The organism is Nostoc sp. DSM 114159 (assembly GCF_053470285.1).
The window spans coordinates 6037335-6060363 of sequence record NZ_JBPFEH010000001.1 but is presented as its reverse complement, the minus strand read 5'-3'; the positions used below and the strand labels follow the sequence as shown (position 1 = coordinate 6060363).

Below are 23029 nucleotides of genomic sequence, written 5' to 3'. Positions count from 1 at the left end.
AAAGCCTGACGTGACAGACAACTACCTCAAGCGACAACAGATAATTAGTATTGTCGCGATCGCCTCTAGTATTACAGCTTGTAGTATTGCTCCAGGTATCTCCCCACAATCGGGATTGAACCAGCCAATAAGCAAAATCCATACTGCACTTCAAGATCCAGCAAAGGGCCAAATTAATGCCCATCTACCGCCATCAGTCAAAGTAGAAAACCCTACCTTTACAGTCCCAGATAAATTTCAGGGAAAAACAGTTTATAAGGTACAACCCAATAACAACGAAAAGGTTATTGCTCTCAGCATTGATGATGGGCCCTGGCCAAAAACAACCCTAGAAATGCTGGATATCTTGAAGCAAAATGATGTTAAAGCAACATTCTTTTGGGTAGGACAAGCTTTAGAAGCAAATCCAGACTTAGCCAAGCGTGAAGTAGCCGAGGGACACGCCATTGGCAACCATACTTGGCATCATTGGTATCGGCGAATGGATGAAGCCACAGCCAAGAGTGAAATCGATCGCACAGCCGATCTGACATACAAAATTACAGGAGTCAAAACTTCTCTGTTTCGTCCTCCTGGAGGCTTTTTAAATAACGGACTAGCCGCTTACGCCAAAAGCCGGAAAGATGCTGTAATTATGTGGTCGCTAACTTCAGCTGATACCGATCCTCACGCCAAACCGCAGGCATTTGTAAATAATGTCTTGAAAGGCGCGAAACCTGGTTTCATTGTTTTAATGCATGATGGTGGTGGCGATCGCCACAGAACTGTAGAAGCTTTGCCACAAATCATCAACGGACTCAAACAGCAAGGCTACCGATTTGTGACAATCCCTGAACTACTCAAAATGGCGCAATAAAGGGTGAGATATTCTCCTCACCTGATTTTAGATTTTAAATTTGGGATTTTGGATTACTCAATCCAAAATCCCAAAATGTTTGTTCTCGCAGCGTCTCCAAGAGTTACCCCCGAATTTCAACGTGAGAACAAATCTAAAATCCAAAATCCAAAATTGAGTCACCCGACTATTTCGTTTATTCACTCATGACAGACGCACAAGATTGAGCTTCTTGCCAAAGTTTGTGCAAAAAGAACTCAGCGCGATCGCTCATCGTGGTGACAAACACACCGACAGAATCCTTAGAACTAGCTGATAGCCAAGAACCCCGTAGGGTAACTTCCATATATTCGGCATCGCACGCACACAGAGCAATGATTTCTCTGTCATCTCTTTTTACCTCAGACCTCAGTATTTCTACTCCTGGCAAATCAACAGGAAGCAAAAAGGAAGCGGTACTCGGTTCAATGCACAAACTTTGCCCAACTCGCAGGGCTAAAATCACTCGTTGCCCTACCCATTCTTCTAGCGACAAAGTGACACATTCCAAATCAAAACTGCTTTCAGTGTAAGTTAATTTCAGCATTCCTTATGCTCTCCTGTTATTCCAGGTTTGCTTGCATATCTATCCAAAACTGTTCAGCAAAAGAAATCGCGGGGTGGATTGGCGCTTTTGGTTTGGTACGCAGTTGCATACCAGCTTCAAACAGAGTGCGATCGCCTTTACGGGAGTTACATCTTTCACAAGCTGTGACTACGTTATCCCAAGTGTGAGAACCGCCTTTAGAACGCGGCATCACATGATCTAGCGTTAGATGTTTGCCACTACCGCAATATTGGCAACTGTGATGGTCTCGCCGCAACACTTCCCGCCGATTAACTGGCGGAATTTTCCACATCCGCTCATTAGAAGTGATTGTCAAGCGAATGTGTTTTGGTACATCAATTACCAAATTGGGTGAGTGAACTTGCCATCCGCCTTCTGTGGTAAAACCCAGCGGTTGCGCCTTGTTCGTTACTAACAGCACAATCGCCCGCTTGATATTGACCCGACATAGTGGCAAGTAATTTTGAGAAAACACCACCACAGATTGCTCTAACACTTGCATTGCGTTCGCGCCGCGCATGGAAGATATCGTCACAGCTTAACTCCTTATAAAAAAACCCCCGCTTCAAGTTTTCGGTGAAGCGGGGGTTAGAATTGACCGGAAAATTTTCTGGTCTCATATCGGTACAGGATTGGTTTGCCTGTACCCCCCGCTTTTTTGATTTAGTTGTGGTTTTGCAATTAGTGCACTAATGGCTACATACTTATAATCATCATTACCTTCTGTGATTTGCCTATGATTTTGGCTACCATCGCCCATAAATAAATACTCCACTTCCATAGCAGCTGATTCCCAATTGGTTCGGCAATTGGTAGGGCACAAAATTGAAGTAGAGATGGGGTAAATAGATTTCACAGAAAATTTCACCTATTGAACATTCCTTTAAACATACTACACTTGTATTACTATCCTGTCTATACCTTCAAGGAGAAAAACTGATGCATACGATCGCTCGCACTCCAACCACCGATATGGAAGTTACCAGCATTCGTCTAGAGCGGGAGCTCAAAGATAAGCTCAAAGAAATAGCTGGGAATCAGGGATATCAAGCTCTAATCCGAGATATCCTTTGGAATTATGTCCAGCAAAAATCAGGTGAGTGGAAACCTCGATTTTCGCGATCCGACATTCGAGCTAGCATAGCTGCCACAGCTCAACAAGAAGAACGCTGTGTGCTTACAGGTCAACTAATTCAACCCCAAGAACCGATGTTGTTAGGACTAACGAGGAATGGGGATATGGTTCCTCTGAGTGTCGAGAGCTTGGCTGGATAAACTTCGTCTATTTTGAAACCTGGTGTAGGGAGGGCATCTAGCTCGCCCTACCAGCAGGGAGTACAAAATGCTCTTACTACTTTAAAAAATATACTTCTGAAAATAGATGTGGTTTTTTTTATATTCAAACGAATGCAGCCTAGTTATTTTTACTAATAACTGGGCTGCATTCACAATTTAGCTAGAACTGCCGCAAGCCCTAGCGAGCAAGAATTTATTTAAATTTAAGCTCTACTCCCAATACTTGTCGGGTTTTGGGGAAAAGGGGAAAGAAAAAACCTTTAACCTAAACCCAGTAACCTTTTCCCCCAAATCCAATTCCGAGTTAAAAATCCAAAACCCGACAAGTATTGGCTCTACTCCAAATTTCTGCCATAGGTTGGAAACAAGACGCTTACGAACTCGCTACCATAGTTACGCTATCAATGTAGATCGGGTCTGAACACAAGTGCGTCTCGTTGATGCAGCCTCTCCTAGAGAAGAGAAGCCTACACTGCAAGAACAACCTCCTCGTGTTTCCTTTACTTTTATTGATATTTTACTGAGAGTTACGGAGATCGAGGAGTAGCTTGTTAAACCTACTAGTTTTTTCAATAAATGTAATAAAGCTTTATAAAGCAAGTTACGTAATTTTACGCGCTCAAAAGGGGAATTTTGCTGTGATTCCAGAGAAATTACGGTTTATGTATACTTACAGACAGGATAAAGTTAATAAATTATTTCAAGACAGTGCAGTTAAAAATAAGCTAACTTAAGCATTTATAGGATATTTTGAGTATTTTATTACTTATGTCCCAATGTAGCAATTTGCTTGATGTAGTGGAAATTTGGCCATCTGATATAGAAAAGGGCTATAACAGGTGAGAGAAAGTATTCACACAAAATTTGTCAATTATCAGGGTGTAGCAACACAACTAACGGTGAAGAATATGCCAAGAGGTTGGGTGCAAGAACAATGGGGTTACTATCCGAGGGCGTGCCAGAAATGAAAAAGCCTTTATCATCGCTGTCACATTACGTAGATGACATAGATCGACTACAACCTTACCAAGTCAAGCTGATGCAGCATCAGGAAGAACCTGCCCGCGAGTTGGTACAAAAGATTAACCAAATTATTGCTAATAGCTCTGCTACGGCTTTGATGCTGCAAGAGATTGCCCAATTGCTAGGAGTCGCTTTTCAAGCAGATTGCTGCTGCTTGGTTTCAGCGGCTGATGAAACATCAGACGAAGCAACTACTACTAATTGGTGTGCTGATGAGTTTCTAGGGTTGCCACACCCAGAAGAAATGTTTTCGATGGAACAATTGCTTATGCACTCGCCAGTGTTACAATGTGCTGCCCAACCATTGACTATTGAAGACATTTCCATTATTCAAAATAGTTTGGTAATTGGGTGTCAATATTTACCACTACCGATAAAAGCAGTTTTGGCAATTCCCACTCGCTTTGGTGGCAATAATAATGGAGTGATTAATCTGATTAAATTCCAACCTTATGAATGGAGTGAATCAGAAAAACAATTGCTCAAAGAAGTGGAGTCGGCTTGCGCGATCGCTTTTTCTGGAGTGGCACAAGCTCAACAAATTACTCATCAAGAGCAGTCCCTGCAAAAAAGTAAGCACCATCAAAGCTTGATCAAACAATTAACCATATTGAGTCGTAGCAACTTGGAGCTGAATCAAATGCTCCAGTTAGTTATCGCTTCGAGTGCCGAATCTCTACAGGCAGATCGAGGTTTGCTCATCTTACTAAAATATACAGATCCACTATTTAAGACTCAAGCTAAAAAACAAATCCCCAAAGCAAAAGCTAGTGTAATCGCCCAATGGGATAGAGAAACACAAAATTCTGGCACTAGTAAACTAGACACCTTAGCTGAGTCTTTCTTGATTTCAGACTGTGGTTTATGCCAGCGTGCCTTCATGGATTCTGGAAAACCAGTAATCTTCGATGACTATACAGATCAAAACGATACCTTAACAGCTGCTCCATTATTTGCGATAGAGAAATTGCCTGCGGTACTTTTAGTGCCATTGGAAAGTCAAGGTAAAATTTTAGGATTCTTGGTGCTACAGCAAGCTGTGATTCGCAATTGGCAACCAGAAGAATTAAATCTTGTGGAAATGGTTTGCGCTCAAGTGAGTAACGCCATAATTCAGTCACAGACATTGCGTCAAGTGCAAATGTTGGTAGATGAGCGGACGGCAAAACTCCAGAGTAGTCTAGAACTTCAAGCGAAATTGCATGAAAGAACCCGGCAGTATGTCGAGCAGTTGCGGAAACTTAATGAACTCAAAGATGAATTTTTGAGTAACATGAGCGATCGCCTACGCTACCCTTTGACAAATATGCTGATGTCAATAAAAAACTTGCGTTTGCCAGGAATAGCACCAGAGCGTCAGGGTAGATATCTAGATATTCTTGAGCAGGAATGTTCAAAAGAAATCAACTTGATTAATGACTTGTTGACACTCCAAAAGCTAGAGTCGCCTCACGAAGCCCCGCAATTAGAATCTATAGATTTAAATACTAGAATTCAGGATATAGCAGCATCTTTTGAGAAAAAACTTGGCGAAAAAGGATTAAAAATTTCTATAGATTTGCCGGAAGAATCGCTCAAACTGCAAACTGAACTGGAGAGCTTTGACCGCATCCTGCAAGAATTATTAACGAATGCCTGTAAATACTCAGAGCCTGATACGATAGTCTGCCTTGAAGCGGCTCACCGAGTCGATCGGCAAATCGATCGAGTTATCATAAAGGTGACGAATACAGGACGTGCCATCTCTGAAGAAGAAGCGACCTACATCTTTGATAAGTTCCGTCGTGGAAAAGGGCGCTGGACTCCAGGGACTGGCTTGGGACTTGCTTTAGTCAAGTCTTTAGTGCAGCATTTGAATGGAGCGATCGCTGTTGAAAGTCTGCCAATTTCGGATTCTGAACAGAGTGAAATTTGCTTCACCTTGACTCTGCCCCAATTTTCTGACGAAAGCAAACCATAATTCTGAAAGTGACTAAAAAACAGAACACAACAGAGAACCCTGACTTGCAATCTTCCACTGATATCACCAACCTAGAAGAAGATTTGCTTGCTCAGGTAGAAGTTCAAATTGAGAAAATAGCAGAGCGACAGCGGCAAATCAGTGCTAAAGTCCAAATTCCCCATCCAGTGGAGCAAATCTGGAAGGTTCTGACAAATTATGAAGCCTTACCAGACTTCCTCCCCAACCTTGCTAAGAGTTGTCTAATCGAGCATCCCGATGGTGGAATTCGACTGGAGCAAATAGGCTCCCAACGCTTACTGAATTTCAACTTTTGTGCGCGGGTAGTTCTAGATTTGGAAGAATGCTTCCCTAAAGCTATTAATTTCCGCATGGTAGAGGGAGATTTTAAAGGCTTTTCTGGTAGCTGGTGCTTAGAGCCTTATGCTTTCGGTGAGTCTTTCGGAACAAATCTGTCCTACACAATTCAAGTTTGGCCTAAACTCACTATGCCAGTGGGAATTATTGAAAATCGTCTGAGCAAAGATTTGCGGTTAAATCTTCTGGCTATTCACCAACGTGTAGAAGAACTAGCCAGCAAAGAACCGTATACATAACAACAACCAACCATCATTCAGATGTATTTCTGAATGATGGTTTTTATTGCTACATTTCAAATAAAAAAGCTTTTGCTTTTTATTGTTTTTAAGTACCCCCAGGGGAATTCGAATCCCCGTTACCTCCGTGAAAGGGAGGTGTCCTAGGCCTCTAGACGATGGGGGCATCGGACTCAGACCTTTTATAAGTTAACCAATTTCCTTGCCGTTGTCAACAGGTTTTGCCAAAAAAAGTTTGTGGCAGCTAAACTGGGTGGAAGCAAAAGCTTGAAGAAGATACAAAGATATGGAGACACATAAAAAAGTCTGTAGATGCTTTTGTAGTCAGCCGCAAGGTGCGTCAGCCTTGGGCGCTGGGAATTTTGAAGTATACACATATCTAAAAAACGCTGAAGACAGCAAGGAACAAAGGGTATGATGTTGTACCCTGTAGAGTTGATATCTACGGTTTTTTACAAAAGATTTTGAAATAAATCGCTCAAAATCTACAATATGGAAGCATCTTTTGAAATCACCATACAGATGGCGATCGCCGTCTTTGCAGGCATTAGCGCCCAAGTGCTGGCTGCATACCTTCGTGTACCCAGCATCGTCTTGTTATTGCTGTTGGGCATTTTGTTTGGCTCCGATGGTATAGGGCTATTGCATCCCCATTCGCTAGGCACTGGACTGGAAGTTATAGTCGCCCTCGCAACGGCAATTATTTTGTTTGAAGGTGGACTTAACTTGGATCTGCGTGAGTTAGGTAGAGTTTCTGTCAGCTTACAATTGCTCGTCACTCAAGGAACGCTAATTACCCTACTTGGCGGGAGTATGGCTGCTCACTGGCTGGGTGAATTTCCCTGGAACATAGCCTTTCTCTATGCTTCCATAGTCGTGGTGACAGGCCCAACCGTCGTTGGCCCATTGCTCAAACAAATCAATGTAGATCGACAAGTGGCAACACTTTTGGAAGGAGAAGGAGTTTTAATTGACCCTGTAGGGGCTATCCTCGCCTTCGTTGTCCTTGATACGATTTTGAACGGCGATGCTGACCCGCTCAATGCGATCGTCGGCTTACTGATGCGCCTGGGTGTGGGAGCAGCAATTGGTGGTGCTGGCGGTTATCTGATGAGTTTGATTTTTAAACGCGCCACCTTTCTGTCATTTGAGCTAAAAAACTTAGTGGTGTTAGCGATACTTTGGAGCTTGTTTACCTTATCGCAGATGATCCGCAGTGAATCGGGAGTCATGACAACAGTAGTTGCAGGGGCAGTCTTTGCTAACTCCTCAGTCCCGGAAGAACGTCTGTTACGCAGCTTTAAGGGTCAGCTGACAATTCTCAGCGTCTCGGTGCTATTTATCTTATTAGCTGCTGACCTATCCATTGCCAGTGTGTTTGCTTTGGGTTGGGGTAGTTTATTCACCGTTTTGGTACTAATGTTTGTCGTTCGCCCAATCAATATCCTCTTGTGTACCTGGAACAGTGACCTCAACTGGCGACAAAAACTGTTTTTAAGCTGGGTTGCTCCGAGAGGAATTGTTGCTGCCTCTGTAGCTTCTTTTTTTGCGATTTCGTTGACACAGCGAGGCATTAACGGCGGTGATTCCATCAAAGCTTTAGTTTTCCTGACAATTATCATGACTGTTGTCTGCCAGGGGCTAACAGCTGGCTGGGTTGCTAAATGGCTGCAAATCACCTCTAAGGACGTAACTGGGGCAGTGATTGTGGGTTGTAATCCCTTGAGTCTTGTGATTGCTCGTTTCTTTCAAGAACGGGGAGAAAACGTGGTGATGATTGATACCGATCCCGATTGTCTTGTGCAAGCCGAGGCGCAAAATCTCCGGGTAATTGCCAGCAGTGCGCTAGATGCTGCGGTTTTAGAAGAGGCCGGACTTGCCTCTATAGGTACTTTTTTGGCGATGACAAGTAATGGCGAGGTGAATTTTGTTTTGGCTCAAAGAGCAGCTGAGGAGTTTAAACCTCCGCGCGTCTTAGCTGTTTTTCCCCGCGATCCGCAAGCGAGTACCTCGACTAGTAATAAAGTTAATCAAGCTTTTATTCCAGACTTAGCAATTAAAACTTGGAATGAATATTTGAACGATGGGCGAGTGAAGTTGGGGACAACTACGCTAGATGAGTTGGAATTCTCGACTCAATGCGATCGCATCCAAGAAAAGATTCGGACTGGATTTTTGATACCCTTATTGCTAGAACGAGCAGAACGCTTACAGGTAATGCCAGCGAACCAAGATTGGGAAATTGGCGATCGCATTATTTATCTGTTACATGACCCCAGACCTAGCCTTTTAAAACGCTTATCTGGTGCCACCCAATCCACTCCCCTCTCTTTAGAAAAGTTACCAGAGGTTGAAGACCTATCCCTGGCCCAATTATCTCAACTTTCTACTAGTGAGGCTTCTGGAGGATGAGGGGATTGGGGAAGAGAGGCAGGGGAGCAGAGGAGCAGGGGGAAGAGGGGCAGAGGAGCAGGGAGAAAATGCTGTAGTTTCCCAGCAATAGAGGGTTCCAGAACAAATAAATTTATTTCTGCTTAATGTTAAATATTTATTTCGAGATGCATCGCACAAGAAATAATGCGTCTAAAATCAAGCGCCTAAATTTATTTATGGGCTTTTCTTCCTGCCCCCTCTACCGTGTATACACAAGTCGGATGTAAAGTAGGTGCAGAGGATTTTTGAGAAGCAAAAACATGGATAATCCAATCTTAATTCACGCTGCGATGATACCAGCAAAGGCATTTGGAGACGCTCGGTTGATAAAAAGGGGGCAGCATTATATGAAGCGATACAAAAACACCAATCGATAAATATCCGGCAAATAAGTCGAAATTGGGCAGAACAGATGGGTTATTATCGGTTTTTGGAGAATGAAAATATCACAGTATCAGAACTAGTACGTAGGATTGCGGTTGATTGCCAGCTTCGTGTAGCAGAAAAGCACGTATTAGCGATAAGTGATAGTAGCGAAATCAACTTGCAGTCTCATTTAGGTAGGCTGTCACCAGCAGGATTAGGAGTAGTAGGAAACAACACAGATGTAGGGTTTTATATTCATCCAACACTGGTATTGGATGGTGAGAGTGGATTTCCTTTGGGATTAAGCACCATACAATTGTGCAGCCGAGATATTGACCATGCAGATAAATATGAACGGGGCTATAAAAATTTACCAATTGAGGAGAAAGAATCCTACAAATGGTTAGCATCGGCATCGGAGAGCCAGAAATGCTTTGAAGCGGGTAGGGCAAAGATGGGAACTCACATTGGCGATCGCGAATCCGATCTATTTGAGGAATTTGCCACTGTACCCAACAAAAACAATCATTTACTGATCCGCGCTTGCCAAGACCGTCGATTGTTAGGGCGATCTCAATCACTGTTCGACTACTTGAGGGGAGCAACCATGTGAAGGTAATTATATCATTAACATACCTACAGACTCACGTCGAAAGCGAATGCCAAGAGAAGCAATGCTTATTGTTCGTTGTGGACAAGTTGAGATTCAACGCCCAGATAAATTAAGCGTTTTTGGCTATCCCACTAGCGTAACCCAAGTTGGCTGTTGAAGCTTTGGAAGTCCAACCACCCGCAGGACAAGAACCGATTCATTGGCGGTTACTAACCACACACGAAGTTGTTTGCTTAGAACAGGCACTGCGAGTGATTCAATGGTACGGGTGGCGATGGAAGATTGAACAACTCTTTGCCACCCTCAAAACAGCAGGATTAAATTTAGAAGCTACTCAGTTAGAGTCTGCGATCGCTATTCAACGCCTGACAATCTTGGCTTTGTCCGTAGCTGTCCGAACCTTACAAATGGTTGAAGGGCGCGACAATACTCAGCTTTCGGCTGCGCTTACCTTTTGTGAAAAGCAGCAACAATGCTTAGGAGTAATTCAATCTTCTGTTGAAGGTGATAGCGAAAAACTGCAAAATCCTTATCCCCTGGGTTGTTTACCCTGGGCTACTTGATTAGGACTTACGCATTGACAGAAAAGCCAAAATGACAAGTATACTTTTCAAGGCTTATAGCTAGATTTTTCAATAAAATTTTAGCGATCGCACCCAATCAAGGGTGATTGACAAAAGCCTGAAACAACGTATTTACGTTGATACATAAGATAGTTATTTTGTATAGTGCGTAAGTCCTAACTTGATCCAAAAGCTCGCCTGGGTGGATGGTCTGGTTACTTCTCTCAAAGACTTCCGGGGATGCATACCCTCGTTCGAGGTTTGAGGCAATTTGAATCCATCTTTTTAGGCTGGAAACTTGCTCAGGGTGGACTTGTGTATACACGGTAGCCTAGTAGGAGAGGGGAGCAAAAACTCTCCTCCCTCGCCTTTTAGGAGAGGGAGGCTGTCCGGGAGAGGTCTGTCAAACTCACGTAATTTTAGAAGGTGAAAGTAGTACGTAGAGTACCTACGTATTCAGTGTCGTTAGCGTCGTTGTGCTCTGGATTGAAAATTACCAACAAGCCAGGTGTTACCTGAATATTATCGGAAACCTTGTACTTGTAAAGACCCTCTAAGTGATAAGAAGTACTGTCGTCAAAGGTAGTATTGCCGGCAACATTTTTGATGCTACCACCAGTAACTCTGGGTGGTTGACCAAAGATCACGCCTAAAACACTGCCTTCTCCACCAAAGTCTTTCAAAGCAAGCGATCCAGCCCAGTACCAAACATCTGCGTCTGTACCCGCATTTGCACCAGTCAAAGCATCAGCAGTTGTATAACCCCCCCAACCACTAATAGTCAAGGTAGAGCCAAGTTGCAAGGAAGCTTCTATACCGTAGTTATTGGATTCAGTGCGAGTACCAACTCCAAAGGGGTTATTGGCAAAAGCGCTACCTGTTCCTTGGAAGAGACTGTTAGCTGCATTGCCAGCGAAGTAACTATGGGCGTAGGTTAGACCAATATTGAAGGCTTTGCTGGGTTTGAAAGTTAATTGACCGAAGATGGTGTTATCACCATCGAACAGCCCATTATTAATACCGGGATTATTAGCACCAAAGATATTACCAGTACCACTTGAAGGTGCTAAATAAGCACCAGTCAAACTGATAGCTTTGTTAGGATTTAAAGTAACAGTCAAAGCAGCAGAATTTTGACCTTGACGGTAAATCGGGCTAAAACGTCCATAGCGAGAGAGCGCGCCTCTAGCAGAGCTTGTAAAGTCAGGGTTGAAGGTGTTTACGTTTTCGTATAATTCACCACCACTAGCATCAACTTTGACACGCACCGCGTCAGAAAAGTTGAAAGCATAGTTGATTTTATCAATCGCAACACCATTGCCGGTATCTCCATCAAAAGCCAAGCGGGTCATGTTAGTACCAGTACCGGTTGCAACACCACCAACAACGCTACCAACATTAGAAATGGTATTGTTAGCATTCAAACGGATTTGCAACTGGTCTGTACCAGTGAAACTGCTGAGTAAGTTCAAACGAACGCGATCGCTAAAAGTGGTGTTATAATTCAAGTCTTGAGTAGGAGCACCACCAGGAACTGCTCTACTGTCACCAAAAACATCAGACACGGCGAAAATTGCTTCTCCAACCAACTTGGTGGTAGTGGAGAACTGATTAGCTTCCAACTCAGAAGTGCGGGCTTCTAATCCATCTACACGACCGCGCAGAGTTGCTAGTTCTGCAGAATATTCTTCTTGCAAGCGCTGTAAAGTAGCTAAATCTTGTTTGCTGACCAAATCGGCAGTAGCTGTAGCAATCAGTTCGTTAACCCGATCTAAACAGGCGTTCAAACCTGCGGCAAATTCATAACGGGTTAAAGCACGGTTTCCACGATAGGTACTGTTAGGATAACCTGCAATACAGCCATAGCGCTCAACTAGAGATTGTAAAGCTTGGAATGCCCAATCTGTAGGCTGCACATCCGAAAACTGAGAAACTGATGTTACCTGACTCATTTCGTTAGACTCTTGAGTTTCAGATAACTCGCCAACATTTGTTACTTGTTCGTTAACTTCAGCAGCTAAGGCACTATTAGCAACGAAAAATGTAGCAGCTAATACAATTGGACTAACTTTAAAAAGATTCCAGAATCGTTTTGTCATGTTTTTTGTTTCACTCACACCTACATTAATCCAGCCATGAGAAAATGTTTTTAACACTTCTCTTTTGTGGATTTCACACACAATCACAGCAACGATTATACCTTTACCCTGTGATTATTACAAGCAATTCATTTAACATGCTGCTGAACTATAGTTTTTAATTAATTTATTTGGTAATCGCAAGATAATGCGGCGTTTGTGACGTACAACTGTTCCTTCTTCTTCTAACTGCTGTAAGAGTCGGGTAACAGTTACTCGCGTAGTATTTAAAACTTCAGCAATATCCTGATGGGTAATATTTAAATCAATTAGCTTGCCCTTATCTATGTCACGTCCAAATTTTTCACTTAACCAGACTAAAAACTGCCATAAGCGTAGCGAAGTTGGTTTTTGATGCACAATGCTTAGTAGATCCTCTGCTTGTTGAATATGAGACAACAAAGCATTAATATCTTGATGCCACAAATGAGGTGGCACAATGCTTACTTCTACGCCCGTGAGACATTCAATCTGGTAGGGTTTCACTTTAGACAAAGGATAGCCAATCAGATCCCCTAGTCCCCAATAACCAAGAGTGATGAATGTGCCATCTTCACTCCACGTTAAGGTACGAACTGCACCATATTCAATTCGCCAAATTACGTCATTGTATGGTGGAATTACTTCCCGACGGGTAAATATCTGTTGGGGTAATTGTCCGCCCAAAGCAGAACCATTTGACACGGTAGAAGAGTTTGAAGTAGGAATTGGGGAATACATCATTAACCGTAACTACATAATTATCAGGGAATCTCGCTATTTACAATGATTAAGAATCTCTAATAATTTGTATCAAAATTTGCCTATCTTAACTGAAAGTCTATTCTTCTCAATTCAGAGCTAGGAACTAACTCAAAATCTTCTGATGGTAACAACTTTTACTTAAGGGATTTATCAGTGAGATATAGCCAAAATTTTTAGTTGTTTATCCGCTACTTTAATTGTGTAAGTTTAAGAATAGGTAAGCTTTTAGTAAAATATTCGGTTAACTTATTTTTTATTATTTGGTATTTTCTGAAGACTAAGTAAGTATGTAGGCGCAAAAATTATGAAGATATTAGGGTGGAATAGCACTTATTAAATCGCTGGATTTAGATCCCCAACTTCTTACAGACATCTGGAGGGTAGAAGTCGGGGATCTTTGCAGCATATCAATTAGGAGCGTTGACCGGTGACAATATATGCTACCCTTTGACCGATATTCGTAGCGTGATCTGCCATACGTTCCAAACAACGAATTGCCAGTGCTAGCAGTATAATTGGCTCGACTACACCAGGCACATCTCGTTGTTGGGCTAAAGTCTGATAAACGCGATCGTAAGCATCGTCTACAGTATCATCCAGATGCTTTAAACGGCGTCCACCCGCTTCATCGAAATCTCCTAAAGCCTTTAAGCTAGTTGCCAGCATCGCCTGCGCGTGAAGGGACATAGCTTCAATGTCGGGTAAAGACGTATGAGGCGCATAAGGAAAAATTTTAATCGCAATTTCAGCTAAATCCTCAGCATAATCGCCAATCCGCTCTAAGTCTCGCACCAACTGCATAAAGGCACTTAAACAGCGCAAATCTGAAGCTGTAGGCGCTTGTAGCGTCATAATCGCCGTACAGTCTGATTCGATTTGACGATAAAAGCGATCGATCTTTTTATCTAATCGGGGAAGTTCTTCAGCTGCTGTTAAGTTACGAGCAAATAACGCTTGGTGGCTGAGGCGAAATGATTGTTCTACCAAAGCACCCATGCGTAATACATCCCGTTCTAAGCGCCTAATAGCGCGTGCGAGTTGTGGTCTTTGAGGATTGGGAGTATTATCGACGGCTTTCACACTTGTTGTCTCAAAGGTGAAGATATTACTAACTATAGTCTTGGCTTAGGGAGTTTGCCATAACTTCAGGAAATTGGAGTTGCATCCACGCACCACCAGTTTCTGGATGGTTCATCGCTTTGATTGAACCACCGTGAGCGATTAGAATTTGCTCAACGATCGCTAATCCTAATCCATTGCCGACAATCGCTCCTATGGAGTTACTATCTTGGGGAGAATGGGTTCGCGCTTTATCTCCTCGATAAAATCGTTCAAAAACGTGGGGTAAATCTGCCTCAGAAAAGCCGACTCCAGAATCAATAAGATTTATTTCCAAGATTGAGGAAGCAGGATCGTTATCCTTTGTTGATAATATTTTCGCTTCAACATGAATACTTGTGCAAGGAGGACTGTACTTAATGCTATTGTCTAGCAAATTCAGAAAAACCTGGTAAATCCGGGGTTTATCTGCCTTAATCCACAGATTTTCGGGGCCAGAATAAGAAAAAGACAGATGTTGGCGTTGTGCCAAGGGTTCTAGTGTTTCCCAAACAGATGCAATCAGCGATCGCAATTCTACAGCTTTGGCTTGCAATTGCATATTTGGGTTTGCTTCCATTTGGGTAAGGTCTAACCAGCTTTGCACTAAGTTAATCAATCGGTCGACTTCTTGCATCAGGCGGTTAACCCAGCGATTTAAAGGTGGTTCTAAACGGTTTTGTAAAGTTTCTACAACCAAACGAATTGAAGTTAGCGGCGTTCTGAGTTCGTGTGCTAGATCGGAAAAAGAGCGATCGCGTACTTGATTTATATCTAATAGGGGTTGACGATTTTCTAAAAATACTCCCACTTGTCCATTGGGTAAAGGCAAGCTAGAAGCCCGCAAAGCCAGAGATTTGATTGTTGCCATCTCTGCTGCATCATCACAAGATGGATGAAATACCCATTCTCCCGTCTGGGGTTTTTGGCGATCGCGAGTTTGCTCAATTAAATGGTCAAGTTCATAAGACCTGACCAACTCCAATAACAAGCGCACCTGTTCTGGTTGCCACCTTTGCAGATACAAAATTTCCTGTGCCTGTTGATTACACCACAGCAGTTGATTTTCCTCATCCACCTGCAAATATCCCACTGGAGCAAAATCTAGCAGGTCTTGGTAAGTTTGCAATGACTGCTGCAAATCTTGTCGCTGCTGCTTCACCATTGCTATTTTCTGCTGCAATCCAGGAATCAGCAGCAGTCCCATCTTGTCAGAATGCGAGGTTAACGGTCGCAGTAAGCGCCCCAGGTAGCGGTTAAGTTGAATCTGTTGCCAAATCCAAAACCCAATGCCTACCGCTAAACCCAAAAAAAATCCCAATAAAAGCATTTGAGTTGTTAGTTTCTTGGTGACTACTAAAAACTAACAACTATCCCAACTAATTATCCAAACCTATAGCCAAAACCTCTTACAGTCACAATATATTCAGGATGACTGGGGTCTTGCTCTAATTTTTCGCGCAACCACCGAATGTGAACGTCTACAGTTTTACTATCGCCGACAAAATCCGGCCCCCAAACCTGATCGAGTAATTGCTCTCGTGACCATACCCGGCGGGCGTAACTCATAAACAATTCCAGCAAACGGAACTCTTTGGGAGAAAGACTCACTTCTTGACCGCGAACTAGCACGCGACATTCTTGGGGATTTAAAGAGACATCCTTAAATTTTAATACTGGTATTGGTGGTAAATTACTTAAGCGTTGGCGGCGGAGTAAAGCGCGACAACGAGCCACTAACTCGCGCATACTAAAGGGTTTGGTCAGGTAGTCATCTGCACCCACCTCTAACCCCAAAACACGGTCAGTTTCACTACCCTTGGCACTGAGCATTAAAATAGGTACTGGGTTGCCTTGATGACGCAGCAAACGGCAAATATCTAGCCCATTGATTTGCGGTAGCATCAAATCAAGAATAACCAGATCGAAGGGAAGTTCCCCTGAATTGGTTTCAAAACTTTTAAGATACTCTATAGCAGACCGCCCATCGGGGGCAGTTATCACCCCATAACCTTCTTCTTCCAGAGCTACAGCTAGCATTTCCTGGATTAATTCTTCATCTTCTACTACTAGAATACGGCTGGTTTGTCCAATGTCCGTTCTGGCAGAGTATTTGGTCGATTCACTGGTATACATTGATATCACAAAAGTCTAGGACTGTGCTTGTATCAATTAGGATGATTAACTCTATTATCTCGCTTGACTGCAACTGCGCTTCTACTAGGGTTAATTCTTTTAGATTTTATTTACATAAAGTAACATACACCACAGCAGTCTCCTAAATCATAAATCACTGTGCCTGCAAGCTTGTAGATAGTTTTTTAATTAAAGATTTTGAATTTTCGATTCTGTCTTCACAAGATCCAAAGACATTATTGCATGAAGGATTATCTTGACAGAGGAGATTCATTTAGGTATATTTATCTTAGTACAAAAATACTACTAAGCCTCAAAGGGAAAACTATAACTGAAAAACAGAAAGACATATATGTGGAAAATTCGTACCCACTAAGTGTCAGATGCGGATCATTTCAGTATTTCCACCGCGTTAAAAATGTTGATTAAAAGGCTACTCTGATGTCTGCATAGGGTAGTCATTGGTATGGCTTGCTACCCAATAAATCATTTGCCTATTGAAGGGAGTTGGAAGATGACTACAGTTGGAGTCAAAGACAGCAAACAACAACTAATGCAAGCATTTCAACAAATTATTATCCAAAGAAAAAAACTTGAATCTAAAATAGCAACCAAACAAGAGGAAGCAGAAAAGGCAAAAAGTCAAGAAATTCTGCAAGCAGCTTCTGCATATACAGTTGATAGTATTGTCAAAGGTTTAGCTGATTTACAATTAGAGTTTGGGAGTATTCTCAATGGATTATCTGAAAAACTAGCTCAGGAAAATTCCAAGTTAGATGAATTGAACCGAGCGATAGAAATTGAAACTCAACGTCTACAAGAACTGCAACAAATTAGAGTTGTAGCGGATACTTTAGACGTTTTAAGTCAAGAACACCAAGAAAAATTAAAAATTCTCGAACAAGATACTATTAGCAAAAGGGAAACACTAGAGAAAGAAATTACAATCAGGCGGAAAGAATGGCAAAAAGAGCAAGCAGAGTATGAAGAAAAACTTCAAGCATATAACAATTTATTAGCCAAAGATCGCCAGCAAGAACAAGAAGAATTTCAGTATAAGTTAGAAACTACTCGTAAACTCAATACCGACAGCTACGAAGGGATAAAGCGCCAACAACAAAGGGAAATACTAGAAAATTCTCAAAAGAAAGAGAAAGATTGGGCAGAACGAGAAAAAATCTTTGCTGAACGCCAACCACTCTTTGCAGATTATGAACAAAAGGTAACTACATTTCCTAGCGAACTGGAAGAAGCCGTTAAGAAGGCTAGAGAAGAAGCAATTAAAGAAACCAGTCAAAAAGCTAAAATTGAGGCTGATTTATTTGAAAGAGAATGGGAATCTAACAAACAGAGCTATGAACAAAAAATTCAATCTCTGGAAGAAACAATTAAGAAACAATCTGAGCAAATAGAAGGAATTTCTGCTCAATTGCAAACTGCATTAAAACAAGCACAAGACTTAGCTATGAGGGCTTTTGGTAGTTCTAACCCTAAATAGTTGTGAGTTCATAGCATCTTAATCATTTTGAATTCCTGAAGAGGAGATTTGTTGTGGTGGGGAAAAAACCGACTGATAAGAATACTAAAATAGAAATTCTTCAGGCGTATGAGGAGTTGGCAAAAGAAAAAGCAGCACTGAAATCAGAACTCGATAAAGTTGCCAAAGATAACCAGTCTGGAACTAAAGAACAGCCTAAATTAGAACAAAAAACAGCTATGAATCAGCTTTCTAGCGTCCAACAGAAGATGAACAATACAATTGAAAGCTTGGCAAAGATTCAATTAGGTTTTGGCAGTGCTGCTAATGAATTATCAGAACAGCTAACCACGAAAGCTTCTAAATTGGAAGAAATTAGGCGAACTTTAGAAGAAGAAATCCAACAATTAACACAACTGCATAATTTAGAAATTTCTGATGATATCTTGGATACTCTGATCCAAGCCTATGAAGATAATACTAAAGCTTATCAGGAAGAATATAGCCAACGTTCTGAAGTGTTATTCCAAGAAATACTAGAGCAAAGAAATACTTGGGGAAAAGAACAAGAGGAACAGCAACGGGCGATAAAAGAACGGAATGAAAACTTGAATAAAACTCGGCAACGCGATGCAGCAGAGTACAAGTATAATTTAGAACTCCAGCGGCAACTGCAAAATGACGAATACGAACAAGAGCAGAAAGCGCTATATAAGCAATTAGAAGAATTACTACAAGAAACAGAAAAGCAGTGGGCTGAACGGGAGAAAGCAATTTCTGAAAGAGAAAAACAATTTGAAGAGTTAAAAGCCAAGGTAGAGGCTTTTCCGAAAGATAAAGAAGCAGCCATCAAAAAAGCTACAGAAGAAGGTAAAGGCATCGCCCACTACCAAGCTAAAGTCAAATCAGATTTATATTCTAAGGAAGTGGAAGGGCAAAAACGCTTCTATGAACAAAGACTGCAATCTCTAGAACAAACTATTACTAATCAAGAGACACGAATTCAAAATCTTTCTAAACAACTGGAATCTGCTCTCAAACAAGTTCAGGATTTGGCAGTTAAAGCTATAGAAGGTACTTCCAATGTGAATTCATATCAGGCAATCAAAGAAATAGCTTTAGAACAGGCAAAGACTCAAGCAAAAAATAAATAAGCTGATTTAATTTTTGATGAAAATTGCAGAGACTTAATTGAATTTAAGCCTCTGCAAGTATCTCTAATGCTTTTTATTCAGTTTTCTTTGGTTTTTTGAGGTCTGGAGGAGGTTGTACTTTCTTCTTCTTTGTTGTGCTAACCTGCGTTTGCTTCAATGCTTTGTTGGAATTTTGTTCTTGACTAGACATAATACTAATTTTTAATATCTACTACAATATTATTTACATTACAAGTATCATTGATTACATAAATATATCACAGAGAATTTAAGTTTAACTAAAAAAAGTTAGTAAATAATGTTATTTCTGTAGCAACCTTCACTTTTAACGAGATAAATACAAATTTTAATAGGTATCGTATCTGTTGAAAAATTTATGCTTGAGTTGAGTCTAAAGGCTCAAGTTGAACTCAATCCATACTTTAATGAATCTTTATTTTAGTTACGTATTTCTTTAGTAGCATTTTCTCAAAAAATTGAATAAGCTAATAACAAGTTATTCAAAGTTTAAAAAATGGATATAATTCAAAATATCAATGAAGCATCTACCTTTGCAACAGTAGGTGCAGTGCTAGGAGTGACTGTGTACCACAGTATTGGAGGTGCAGGCCTAGCAATCGGAGGAACTGCTTACGGAATAGGTTTAGTAGGATTTGCTGGGACTGGTGCAGTTGCTGGATTAGCTATTTACGGGATGAAAAAGTCAGTTTTTGGATAATTAAGTTCGCTTTCAAATTGTTTTTAAGTTGAACAATCAGGGAAATTAAAAGAATAAATTTAAAATCCTTGTTTTCAAATAGTTTTGAAGAGAAGAGTAATGATATTAGATTTATATAGGCTTGGTAAAGAAATCGCCCAAGATGCCAGTAAATTATTCGACAACACACGCCATAACGGTAAACATGATTTGGGAGAAACAGTTTTATGTGACAGCTATAATCGTGAGTGGAAAATAAAGGTTCGCCGCACAGGTAATCGCGGACGCTACCTTAAAATCTATTCCTATCCAGATTACAAAAAAAAGCTGAGAGCATCAGCAGATCAATACAAATCATATTTACAAATTACTTCTGATGAATGGGAGGTTTTTTATCGGACAGCAGGAGGAGTAAACGATTCTCGCGCTAGGCCTATTTTAGACAAGTTAGTAGGAATTTAAGACTAGAAAGTGGGCTTTTCAGAAAAACCCACTTTCTAAACAAAAGTTTCATATCACAAGGACAAATGTAAATTTTAAATAGAGACAAAGCTATTATTTATAAGAATCTGTTGATAGCCAATTCTCCAAGCTTAGTCCTTCAACTCGCAACAAGTCAGAGTCATTGGAAACCGGAATTAATCTGCGTGCGATCGCTGTAGCCGCTATCAATACATCAGTCTTTTGTATTCTCCTACCCTTTCTCTTTAAATCTGCTCTCCTTTATACTGCTGCATCAAACATCTCTATTTGCTCTGGTGTTAAATCATTTAATGTTCCAGAAATTGCTTCTATTACTAAAATACTATCAATTCTATCTGTTAATTCCCCCTCAGAAAGAGCATTTATAAATACTGGTGAAAACTTATCCAATAAATTAACTAGATGTTGAATAATTTCTTGTTTATTTAATCTTTCTTGATAGAGACTATTGCCTTGAATTAAGTTATCCACAGTTTTTGATAATCGTGCGATCGCCATATCTCTTTTCCCTGACACTTCCTGCATAACTTCCTTCTAATTCGTAACTGATTTATTCAAATATAGTTAATCTCCCTCACCCCTCCTCTATATAAAAAAAGTGGGCTTTTCAGCCCACCTAATACTATTTTGAGAATATTCTGTTGCTATTAACCCAACAATTGTTTAGCCTTAGCTAATACATTATCAACGCTAAAACCAAACTTCTCTAAACAAACACCACCGGGAGCGGAAGCACCAAAGCGATCGATACTAACAGTATCGCCTTCAGTACCCACATATTTGTGCCAACCGAAACTAGCGCCAGCTTCTACAGATAAACGCTTGGTGACAGCTTTCGGCAGAATCGACTCTTTATAAGCCGCATCCTGTGCTTCAAACAGTTCCCATGAAGGTAGGGAGACAACACGGACTTTCTTGCCTTCAGCCTTAAGTTTTTCGGCTGCGCCGACGGCGAGGCTTAGTTCTGAACCAGTGGCAATCAGAATGAGATCGGGTGTACCTTCGCTATCCACCACAGTGTATCCACCCTTGGCTACGCCCTCAATCGATGTACCTGCCAAGTTGGGGACGTTTTGACGGGTGAACGCCAACAGAGACGGAGCATTTTCCTTTGCTTTCTCTATCGCTATTTTATAAGCGCCAGAGGTTTCGTTACCGTCTGCGGGACGAAACACTAATAAATTAGGAATAGCTCGCAAGGAAGCGAGAGTTTCGATGGGTTGGTGTGTCGGGCCATCTTCACCTTGTCCAATGGAATCGTGAGTCATCACCCAAATCACGCCAGCTTGGGAAAGGGCGGATAAGCGGATGGCAGCACGCATATAATCAGTGAAGATTAAGAAGGTAGCACCGTAGGGAATTAATCCCGAACTGTGCAGCGCTATCCCATTACAGATAGCGCCCATACCATGTTCCCGCACCCCAAAGTGGATGTTAGGATTTTCGTAGTGCCCTTTTTGGAAGTCGCCTTTACCCTTGATTTCGGTCAGGTTGGAGTGAGTCAAGTCAGCCGAACCACCAATCAATTCAGGTAAAACCGCCGCTAGTTTGTTGAGGCAGGTTTCTGAGTGTTTCCGGGTAGGTAGTCCTTTGTCTTCTGGGGTGTAAGTGGGTAGTACCTTATCCCAACCGTCGGGTAGCTTGCCGTTTAGGTAACGTTCAAATTCAGCCGCTTCTTGGCCATACTTAGCTTTGTAGTCGGCAAAGGTTTTGTTCCAGTCGTTTTCGTAACCTGCGCCGCGCTCAACTGCTTTGCGTGTGTGGTTGAGGGCTTCTTCTGGGACTACGAAAGGTTCGTATTCCCAACCCAAATTTTTCCGAGTCAAGGCAATTTCGTCTGCACCCAAGGCAGCACCGTGAACGCCAGCAGTGTTTGCTTTATTCGGGGAACCGTAACCAATAATCGTTGTTACTTTGATGAAAGAAGGCTTATCGGTAACAGCTTTAGCCGCTTCAATTGCTTTAGCGATCGCTTCTAAATCCGTGTTACCATCTTCGACGTGTTGGACGTGCCAACCGTAAGCTTCAAAGCGCTTGGAAACATCTTCGGTGAATGCCACATCTGTGGAACCGTCGATCGAAATGTGGTTGTCGTCGTACAGAGCGATGAGTTTGCCTAATCCCAAGTGTCCTGCGAAAGAACAAGCTTCACCGGAAATTCCTTCCATGTTGCAACCGTCACCCAAGATTACGTAGGTGTAATGGTCAACAATCTTGCTATCGGGTTTGTTAAATTTAGCGGCAAGGTGCGCTTCGGCGATCGCTAAACCGACTCCATTAGCAATTCCTTGACCTAGTGGGCCAGTGGTGACTTCCACACCTGGGGTCATGAAGTTTTCCGGGTGTCCAGGGGTTTTAGACTCCCATTGACGGAATTGCTTGATATCTTCAATGCTTACACTGTCGTAGCCTGTCAAGTAAAGCAGGGCGTACTGCAACATTGAGCCATGACCGGCAGATAAGACAAAGCGATCGCGATTAAACCATTTGGGATTCTTGGGATTAAACTTCATAAAGCGATCCCAGAGGACAAAAGCCATCGGAGCCGCACCCATTGGTAGTCCTGGGTGTCCCGATTTTGCTTTTTCTACGGCATCAACAGCCAAGAAGCGGATCGAGTTAATAGCCAGTTCTTCGACGGACAATTCTTTGGCGGATTGGGTTGCAACAGTCATAATCTCTTGTTTTTAACGACGGGTTAGCACTCTTCGTAGCTTCTCTTGCTGGGGTTATTTTAGATTCCCCACAGTATCCTCATCATCCCACTCCCGCTTGTCGATGGACAAGCGGGATCTCCTGAGTTTCTGGTG

General features: G+C 41.9%; 19 protein-coding genes, 1 tRNA gene and 2 pseudogenes. 11 read left to right on the top strand and 11 right to left on the bottom strand.

The features are described 5' to 3' along the window. The first annotated feature begins 10 nt into the window (after nt 1-10). The gene (locus tag ACR5KR_RS25420; RefSeq protein WP_448268456.1) at nt 11-856 is read left to right on the top strand and encodes a polysaccharide deacetylase family protein; all 846 of its coding nucleotides are present in this window, start codon (nt 11-13) and stop codon (nt 854-856) included. A 175-nt stretch (nt 857-1031) separates the two neighbouring features. Here ACR5KR_RS25420 and ACR5KR_RS25415 read toward each other — a convergent pair whose 3' ends face one another. Both ACR5KR_RS25415 and ACR5KR_RS25410 read right to left on the bottom strand, forming a co-directional pair. Beyond that, nucleotides 1032-1421 carry an alr0857 family protein gene (locus ACR5KR_RS25415; RefSeq protein WP_448268455.1) on the bottom strand — a complete coding sequence of 130 codons (390 nt, stop codon included), beginning with the start codon at nt 1419-1421 and terminating at the stop codon, nt 1032-1034. Nucleotides 1422-1437: 16 nt separating this feature from the next. Further along, on the bottom strand, nt 1438-1944 hold the full coding sequence (locus tag ACR5KR_RS25410) for an HNH endonuclease (protein ID WP_445632024.1): 507 nt from the start codon (nt 1942-1944) through the stop codon (nt 1438-1440). Between the two features lie 437 nt (nt 1945-2381). On the opposite strand from ACR5KR_RS25410, the gene ACR5KR_RS25405 reads away from it, so the two are divergent. From ACR5KR_RS25405 to ACR5KR_RS25395, 3 genes are all read left to right on the top strand, one after another. Then, nucleotides 2382-2717, top strand: coding sequence for a hypothetical protein (locus ACR5KR_RS25405; RefSeq protein ID WP_094347436.1), 336 nt, complete (start codon nt 2382-2384; stop codon nt 2715-2717). A 955-nt stretch (nt 2718-3672) separates the two neighbouring features. Continuing rightward, nucleotides 3673-5721 (top strand): GAF domain-containing sensor histidine kinase, encoded by a 2049-nt coding sequence (locus ACR5KR_RS25400; protein ID WP_448268454.1) that lies wholly within the window; start codon nt 3673-3675, stop codon nt 5719-5721. 8 nt (nt 5722-5729) lie between these two features. Further along, a complete protein-coding gene (locus ACR5KR_RS25395) occupies nt 5730-6317 on the top strand; it encodes an SRPBCC family protein (protein WP_445629936.1) in 588 nt (195 codons plus the stop codon). Nucleotides 6318-6410: 93 nt separating this feature from the next. On the opposite strand, the gene ACR5KR_RS25390 is transcribed toward ACR5KR_RS25395, so the two are convergent. Continuing rightward, nucleotides 6411-6483, bottom strand: a tRNA-Glu gene (locus tag ACR5KR_RS25390). 326 nt (nt 6484-6809) lie between these two features. Here ACR5KR_RS25390 and ACR5KR_RS25385 point away from each other — a divergent pair. The 3 genes and pseudogenes from ACR5KR_RS25385 to ACR5KR_RS25375 all read left to right on the top strand — a co-directional run. After that, a complete protein-coding gene (locus ACR5KR_RS25385; protein ID WP_445629937.1) occupies nt 6810-8729 on the top strand; it encodes a cation:proton antiporter in 1920 nt (639 codons plus the stop codon). A 433-nt stretch (nt 8730-9162) separates the two neighbouring features. After that, on the top strand, nt 9163-9729 hold the full coding sequence (locus ACR5KR_RS25380; RefSeq protein ID WP_448268453.1) for a hypothetical protein: 567 nt from the start codon (nt 9163-9165) through the stop codon (nt 9727-9729). 152 nt (nt 9730-9881) lie between these two features. Next, nucleotides 9882-10289 (top strand): annotated as a pseudogene (locus ACR5KR_RS25375) (IS4-like element ISSysp3 family transposase); the annotation flags it as partial. A 422-nt stretch (nt 10290-10711) separates the two neighbouring features. On the opposite strand, the gene ACR5KR_RS25370 reads toward ACR5KR_RS25375, so the two are convergent. From ACR5KR_RS25370 to ACR5KR_RS25350, 5 genes are all read right to left on the bottom strand, one after another. Further along, a complete protein-coding gene (locus tag ACR5KR_RS25370; RefSeq protein ID WP_448270331.1) occupies nt 10712-12391 on the bottom strand; it encodes an iron uptake porin in 1680 nt (559 codons plus the stop codon). 132 nt (nt 12392-12523) lie between these two features. Beyond that, nucleotides 12524-13153, bottom strand: coding sequence for a Crp/Fnr family transcriptional regulator (locus ACR5KR_RS25365; protein ID WP_448268452.1), 630 nt, complete (start codon nt 13151-13153; stop codon nt 12524-12526). 432 nt (nt 13154-13585) lie between these two features. Continuing rightward, nucleotides 13586-14254 carry a phosphate signaling complex protein PhoU gene (gene phoU, locus ACR5KR_RS25360; protein WP_445629942.1) on the bottom strand — a complete coding sequence of 223 codons (669 nt, stop codon included), beginning with the start codon at nt 14252-14254 and terminating at the stop codon, nt 13586-13588. Between the two features lie 28 nt (nt 14255-14282). Next, nucleotides 14283-15602: a sensor histidine kinase gene (locus tag ACR5KR_RS25355; protein WP_448268450.1), complete on the bottom strand. Its 1320-nt coding sequence runs from the start codon at nt 15600-15602 to the stop codon at nt 14283-14285. A 53-nt stretch (nt 15603-15655) separates the two neighbouring features. Next, on the bottom strand, nt 15656-16408 hold the full coding sequence (locus ACR5KR_RS25350) for a winged helix-turn-helix domain-containing protein (RefSeq protein WP_094349166.1): 753 nt from the start codon (nt 16406-16408) through the stop codon (nt 15656-15658). Between the two features lie 514 nt (nt 16409-16922). On the opposite strand from ACR5KR_RS25350, the gene ACR5KR_RS25345 reads away from it, so the two are divergent. The 4 genes from ACR5KR_RS25345 (at nt 16923) to ACR5KR_RS25330 (ending at nt 20198) form a co-directional block, all read left to right on the top strand. After that, nucleotides 16923-17906 carry a hypothetical protein gene (locus tag ACR5KR_RS25345; protein WP_445629944.1) on the top strand — a complete coding sequence of 328 codons (984 nt, stop codon included), beginning with the start codon at nt 16923-16925 and terminating at the stop codon, nt 17904-17906. Nucleotides 17907-17959: 53 nt separating this feature from the next. Next, a complete protein-coding gene (locus ACR5KR_RS25340; RefSeq protein ID WP_448268449.1) occupies nt 17960-19039 on the top strand; it encodes a hypothetical protein in 1080 nt (359 codons plus the stop codon). A gap of 514 nt (nt 19040-19553) precedes the next feature. Next, a complete protein-coding gene (locus ACR5KR_RS25335; protein ID WP_448268448.1) occupies nt 19554-19757 on the top strand; it encodes a hypothetical protein in 204 nt (67 codons plus the stop codon). Nucleotides 19758-19856: 99 nt separating this feature from the next. Beyond that, a complete protein-coding gene (locus ACR5KR_RS25330) occupies nt 19857-20198 on the top strand; it encodes a hypothetical protein (RefSeq protein ID WP_448268447.1) in 342 nt (113 codons plus the stop codon). Between the two features lie 93 nt (nt 20199-20291). On the opposite strand, the pseudogene ACR5KR_RS25325 reads toward ACR5KR_RS25330, so the two are convergent. The 3 genes and pseudogenes from ACR5KR_RS25325 to tkt form a co-directional block, all read right to left on the bottom strand. Further along, a pseudogene (locus tag ACR5KR_RS25325) lies at nt 20292-20453 on the bottom strand (VapC toxin family PIN domain ribonuclease); the annotation flags it as partial. Nucleotides 20454-20459: 6 nt separating this feature from the next. Then, nucleotides 20460-20744 (bottom strand): hypothetical protein, encoded by a 285-nt coding sequence (locus ACR5KR_RS25320; protein WP_448268446.1) that lies wholly within the window; start codon nt 20742-20744, stop codon nt 20460-20462. Nucleotides 20745-20866: 122 nt separating this feature from the next. Further along, nucleotides 20867-22894 (bottom strand): transketolase, encoded by a 2028-nt coding sequence (gene tkt / locus ACR5KR_RS25315; protein ID WP_448268445.1) that lies wholly within the window; start codon nt 22892-22894, stop codon nt 20867-20869. Nucleotides 22895-23029 lie beyond the last annotated feature (135 nt).

What these genes read in the sequence shown, in the direction of transcription:
- ACR5KR_RS25415 (WP_448268455.1), bottom strand. Translation starts at nt 1,421, where the DNA reads ATGCTGAAATTAACTTACACTGAAAGCAGTTTTGATTTGGAATGTGTC.
- ACR5KR_RS25410 (WP_445632024.1), bottom strand. Translation starts at nt 1,944, where the DNA reads ATGCAAGTGTTAGAGCAATCTGTGGTGGTGTTTTCTCAAAATTACTTG.
- ACR5KR_RS25405 (WP_094347436.1), top strand. Translation starts at nt 2,382, where the DNA reads ATGCATACGATCGCTCGCACTCCAACCACCGATATGGAAGTTACCAGC.
- ACR5KR_RS25400 (WP_448268454.1), top strand. Translation starts at nt 3,673, where the DNA reads ATGGGGTTACTATCCGAGGGCGTGCCAGAAATGAAAAAGCCTTTATCA.
- ACR5KR_RS25385 (WP_445629937.1), top strand. Translation starts at nt 6,810, where the DNA reads ATGGAAGCATCTTTTGAAATCACCATACAGATGGCGATCGCCGTCTTT.
- ACR5KR_RS25380 (WP_448268453.1), top strand. Translation starts at nt 9,163, where the DNA reads ATGGGTTATTATCGGTTTTTGGAGAATGAAAATATCACAGTATCAGAA.
- ACR5KR_RS25370 (WP_448270331.1), bottom strand. Translation starts at nt 12,391, where the DNA reads ATGACAAAACGATTCTGGAATCTTTTTAAAGTTAGTCCAATTGTATTA.
- ACR5KR_RS25365 (WP_448268452.1), bottom strand. Translation starts at nt 13,153, where the DNA reads ATGATGTATTCCCCAATTCCTACTTCAAACTCTTCTACCGTGTCAAAT.
- ACR5KR_RS25355 (WP_448268450.1), bottom strand. Translation starts at nt 15,602, where the DNA reads ATGCTTTTATTGGGATTTTTTTTGGGTTTAGCGGTAGGCATTGGGTTT.
- ACR5KR_RS25350 (WP_094349166.1), bottom strand. Translation starts at nt 16,408, where the DNA reads ATGTATACCAGTGAATCGACCAAATACTCTGCCAGAACGGACATTGGA.
- ACR5KR_RS25345 (WP_445629944.1), top strand. Translation starts at nt 16,923, where the DNA reads ATGACTACAGTTGGAGTCAAAGACAGCAAACAACAACTAATGCAAGCA.
- ACR5KR_RS25335 (WP_448268448.1), top strand. Translation starts at nt 19,554, where the DNA reads ATGGATATAATTCAAAATATCAATGAAGCATCTACCTTTGCAACAGTA.
- ACR5KR_RS25330 (WP_448268447.1), top strand. Translation starts at nt 19,857, where the DNA reads ATGATATTAGATTTATATAGGCTTGGTAAAGAAATCGCCCAAGATGCC.
- ACR5KR_RS25320 (WP_448268446.1), bottom strand. Translation starts at nt 20,744, where the DNA reads ATGCAGGAAGTGTCAGGGAAAAGAGATATGGCGATCGCACGATTATCA.
- tkt (WP_448268445.1), bottom strand. Translation starts at nt 22,894, where the DNA reads ATGACTGTTGCAACCCAATCCGCCAAAGAATTGTCCGTCGAAGAACTG.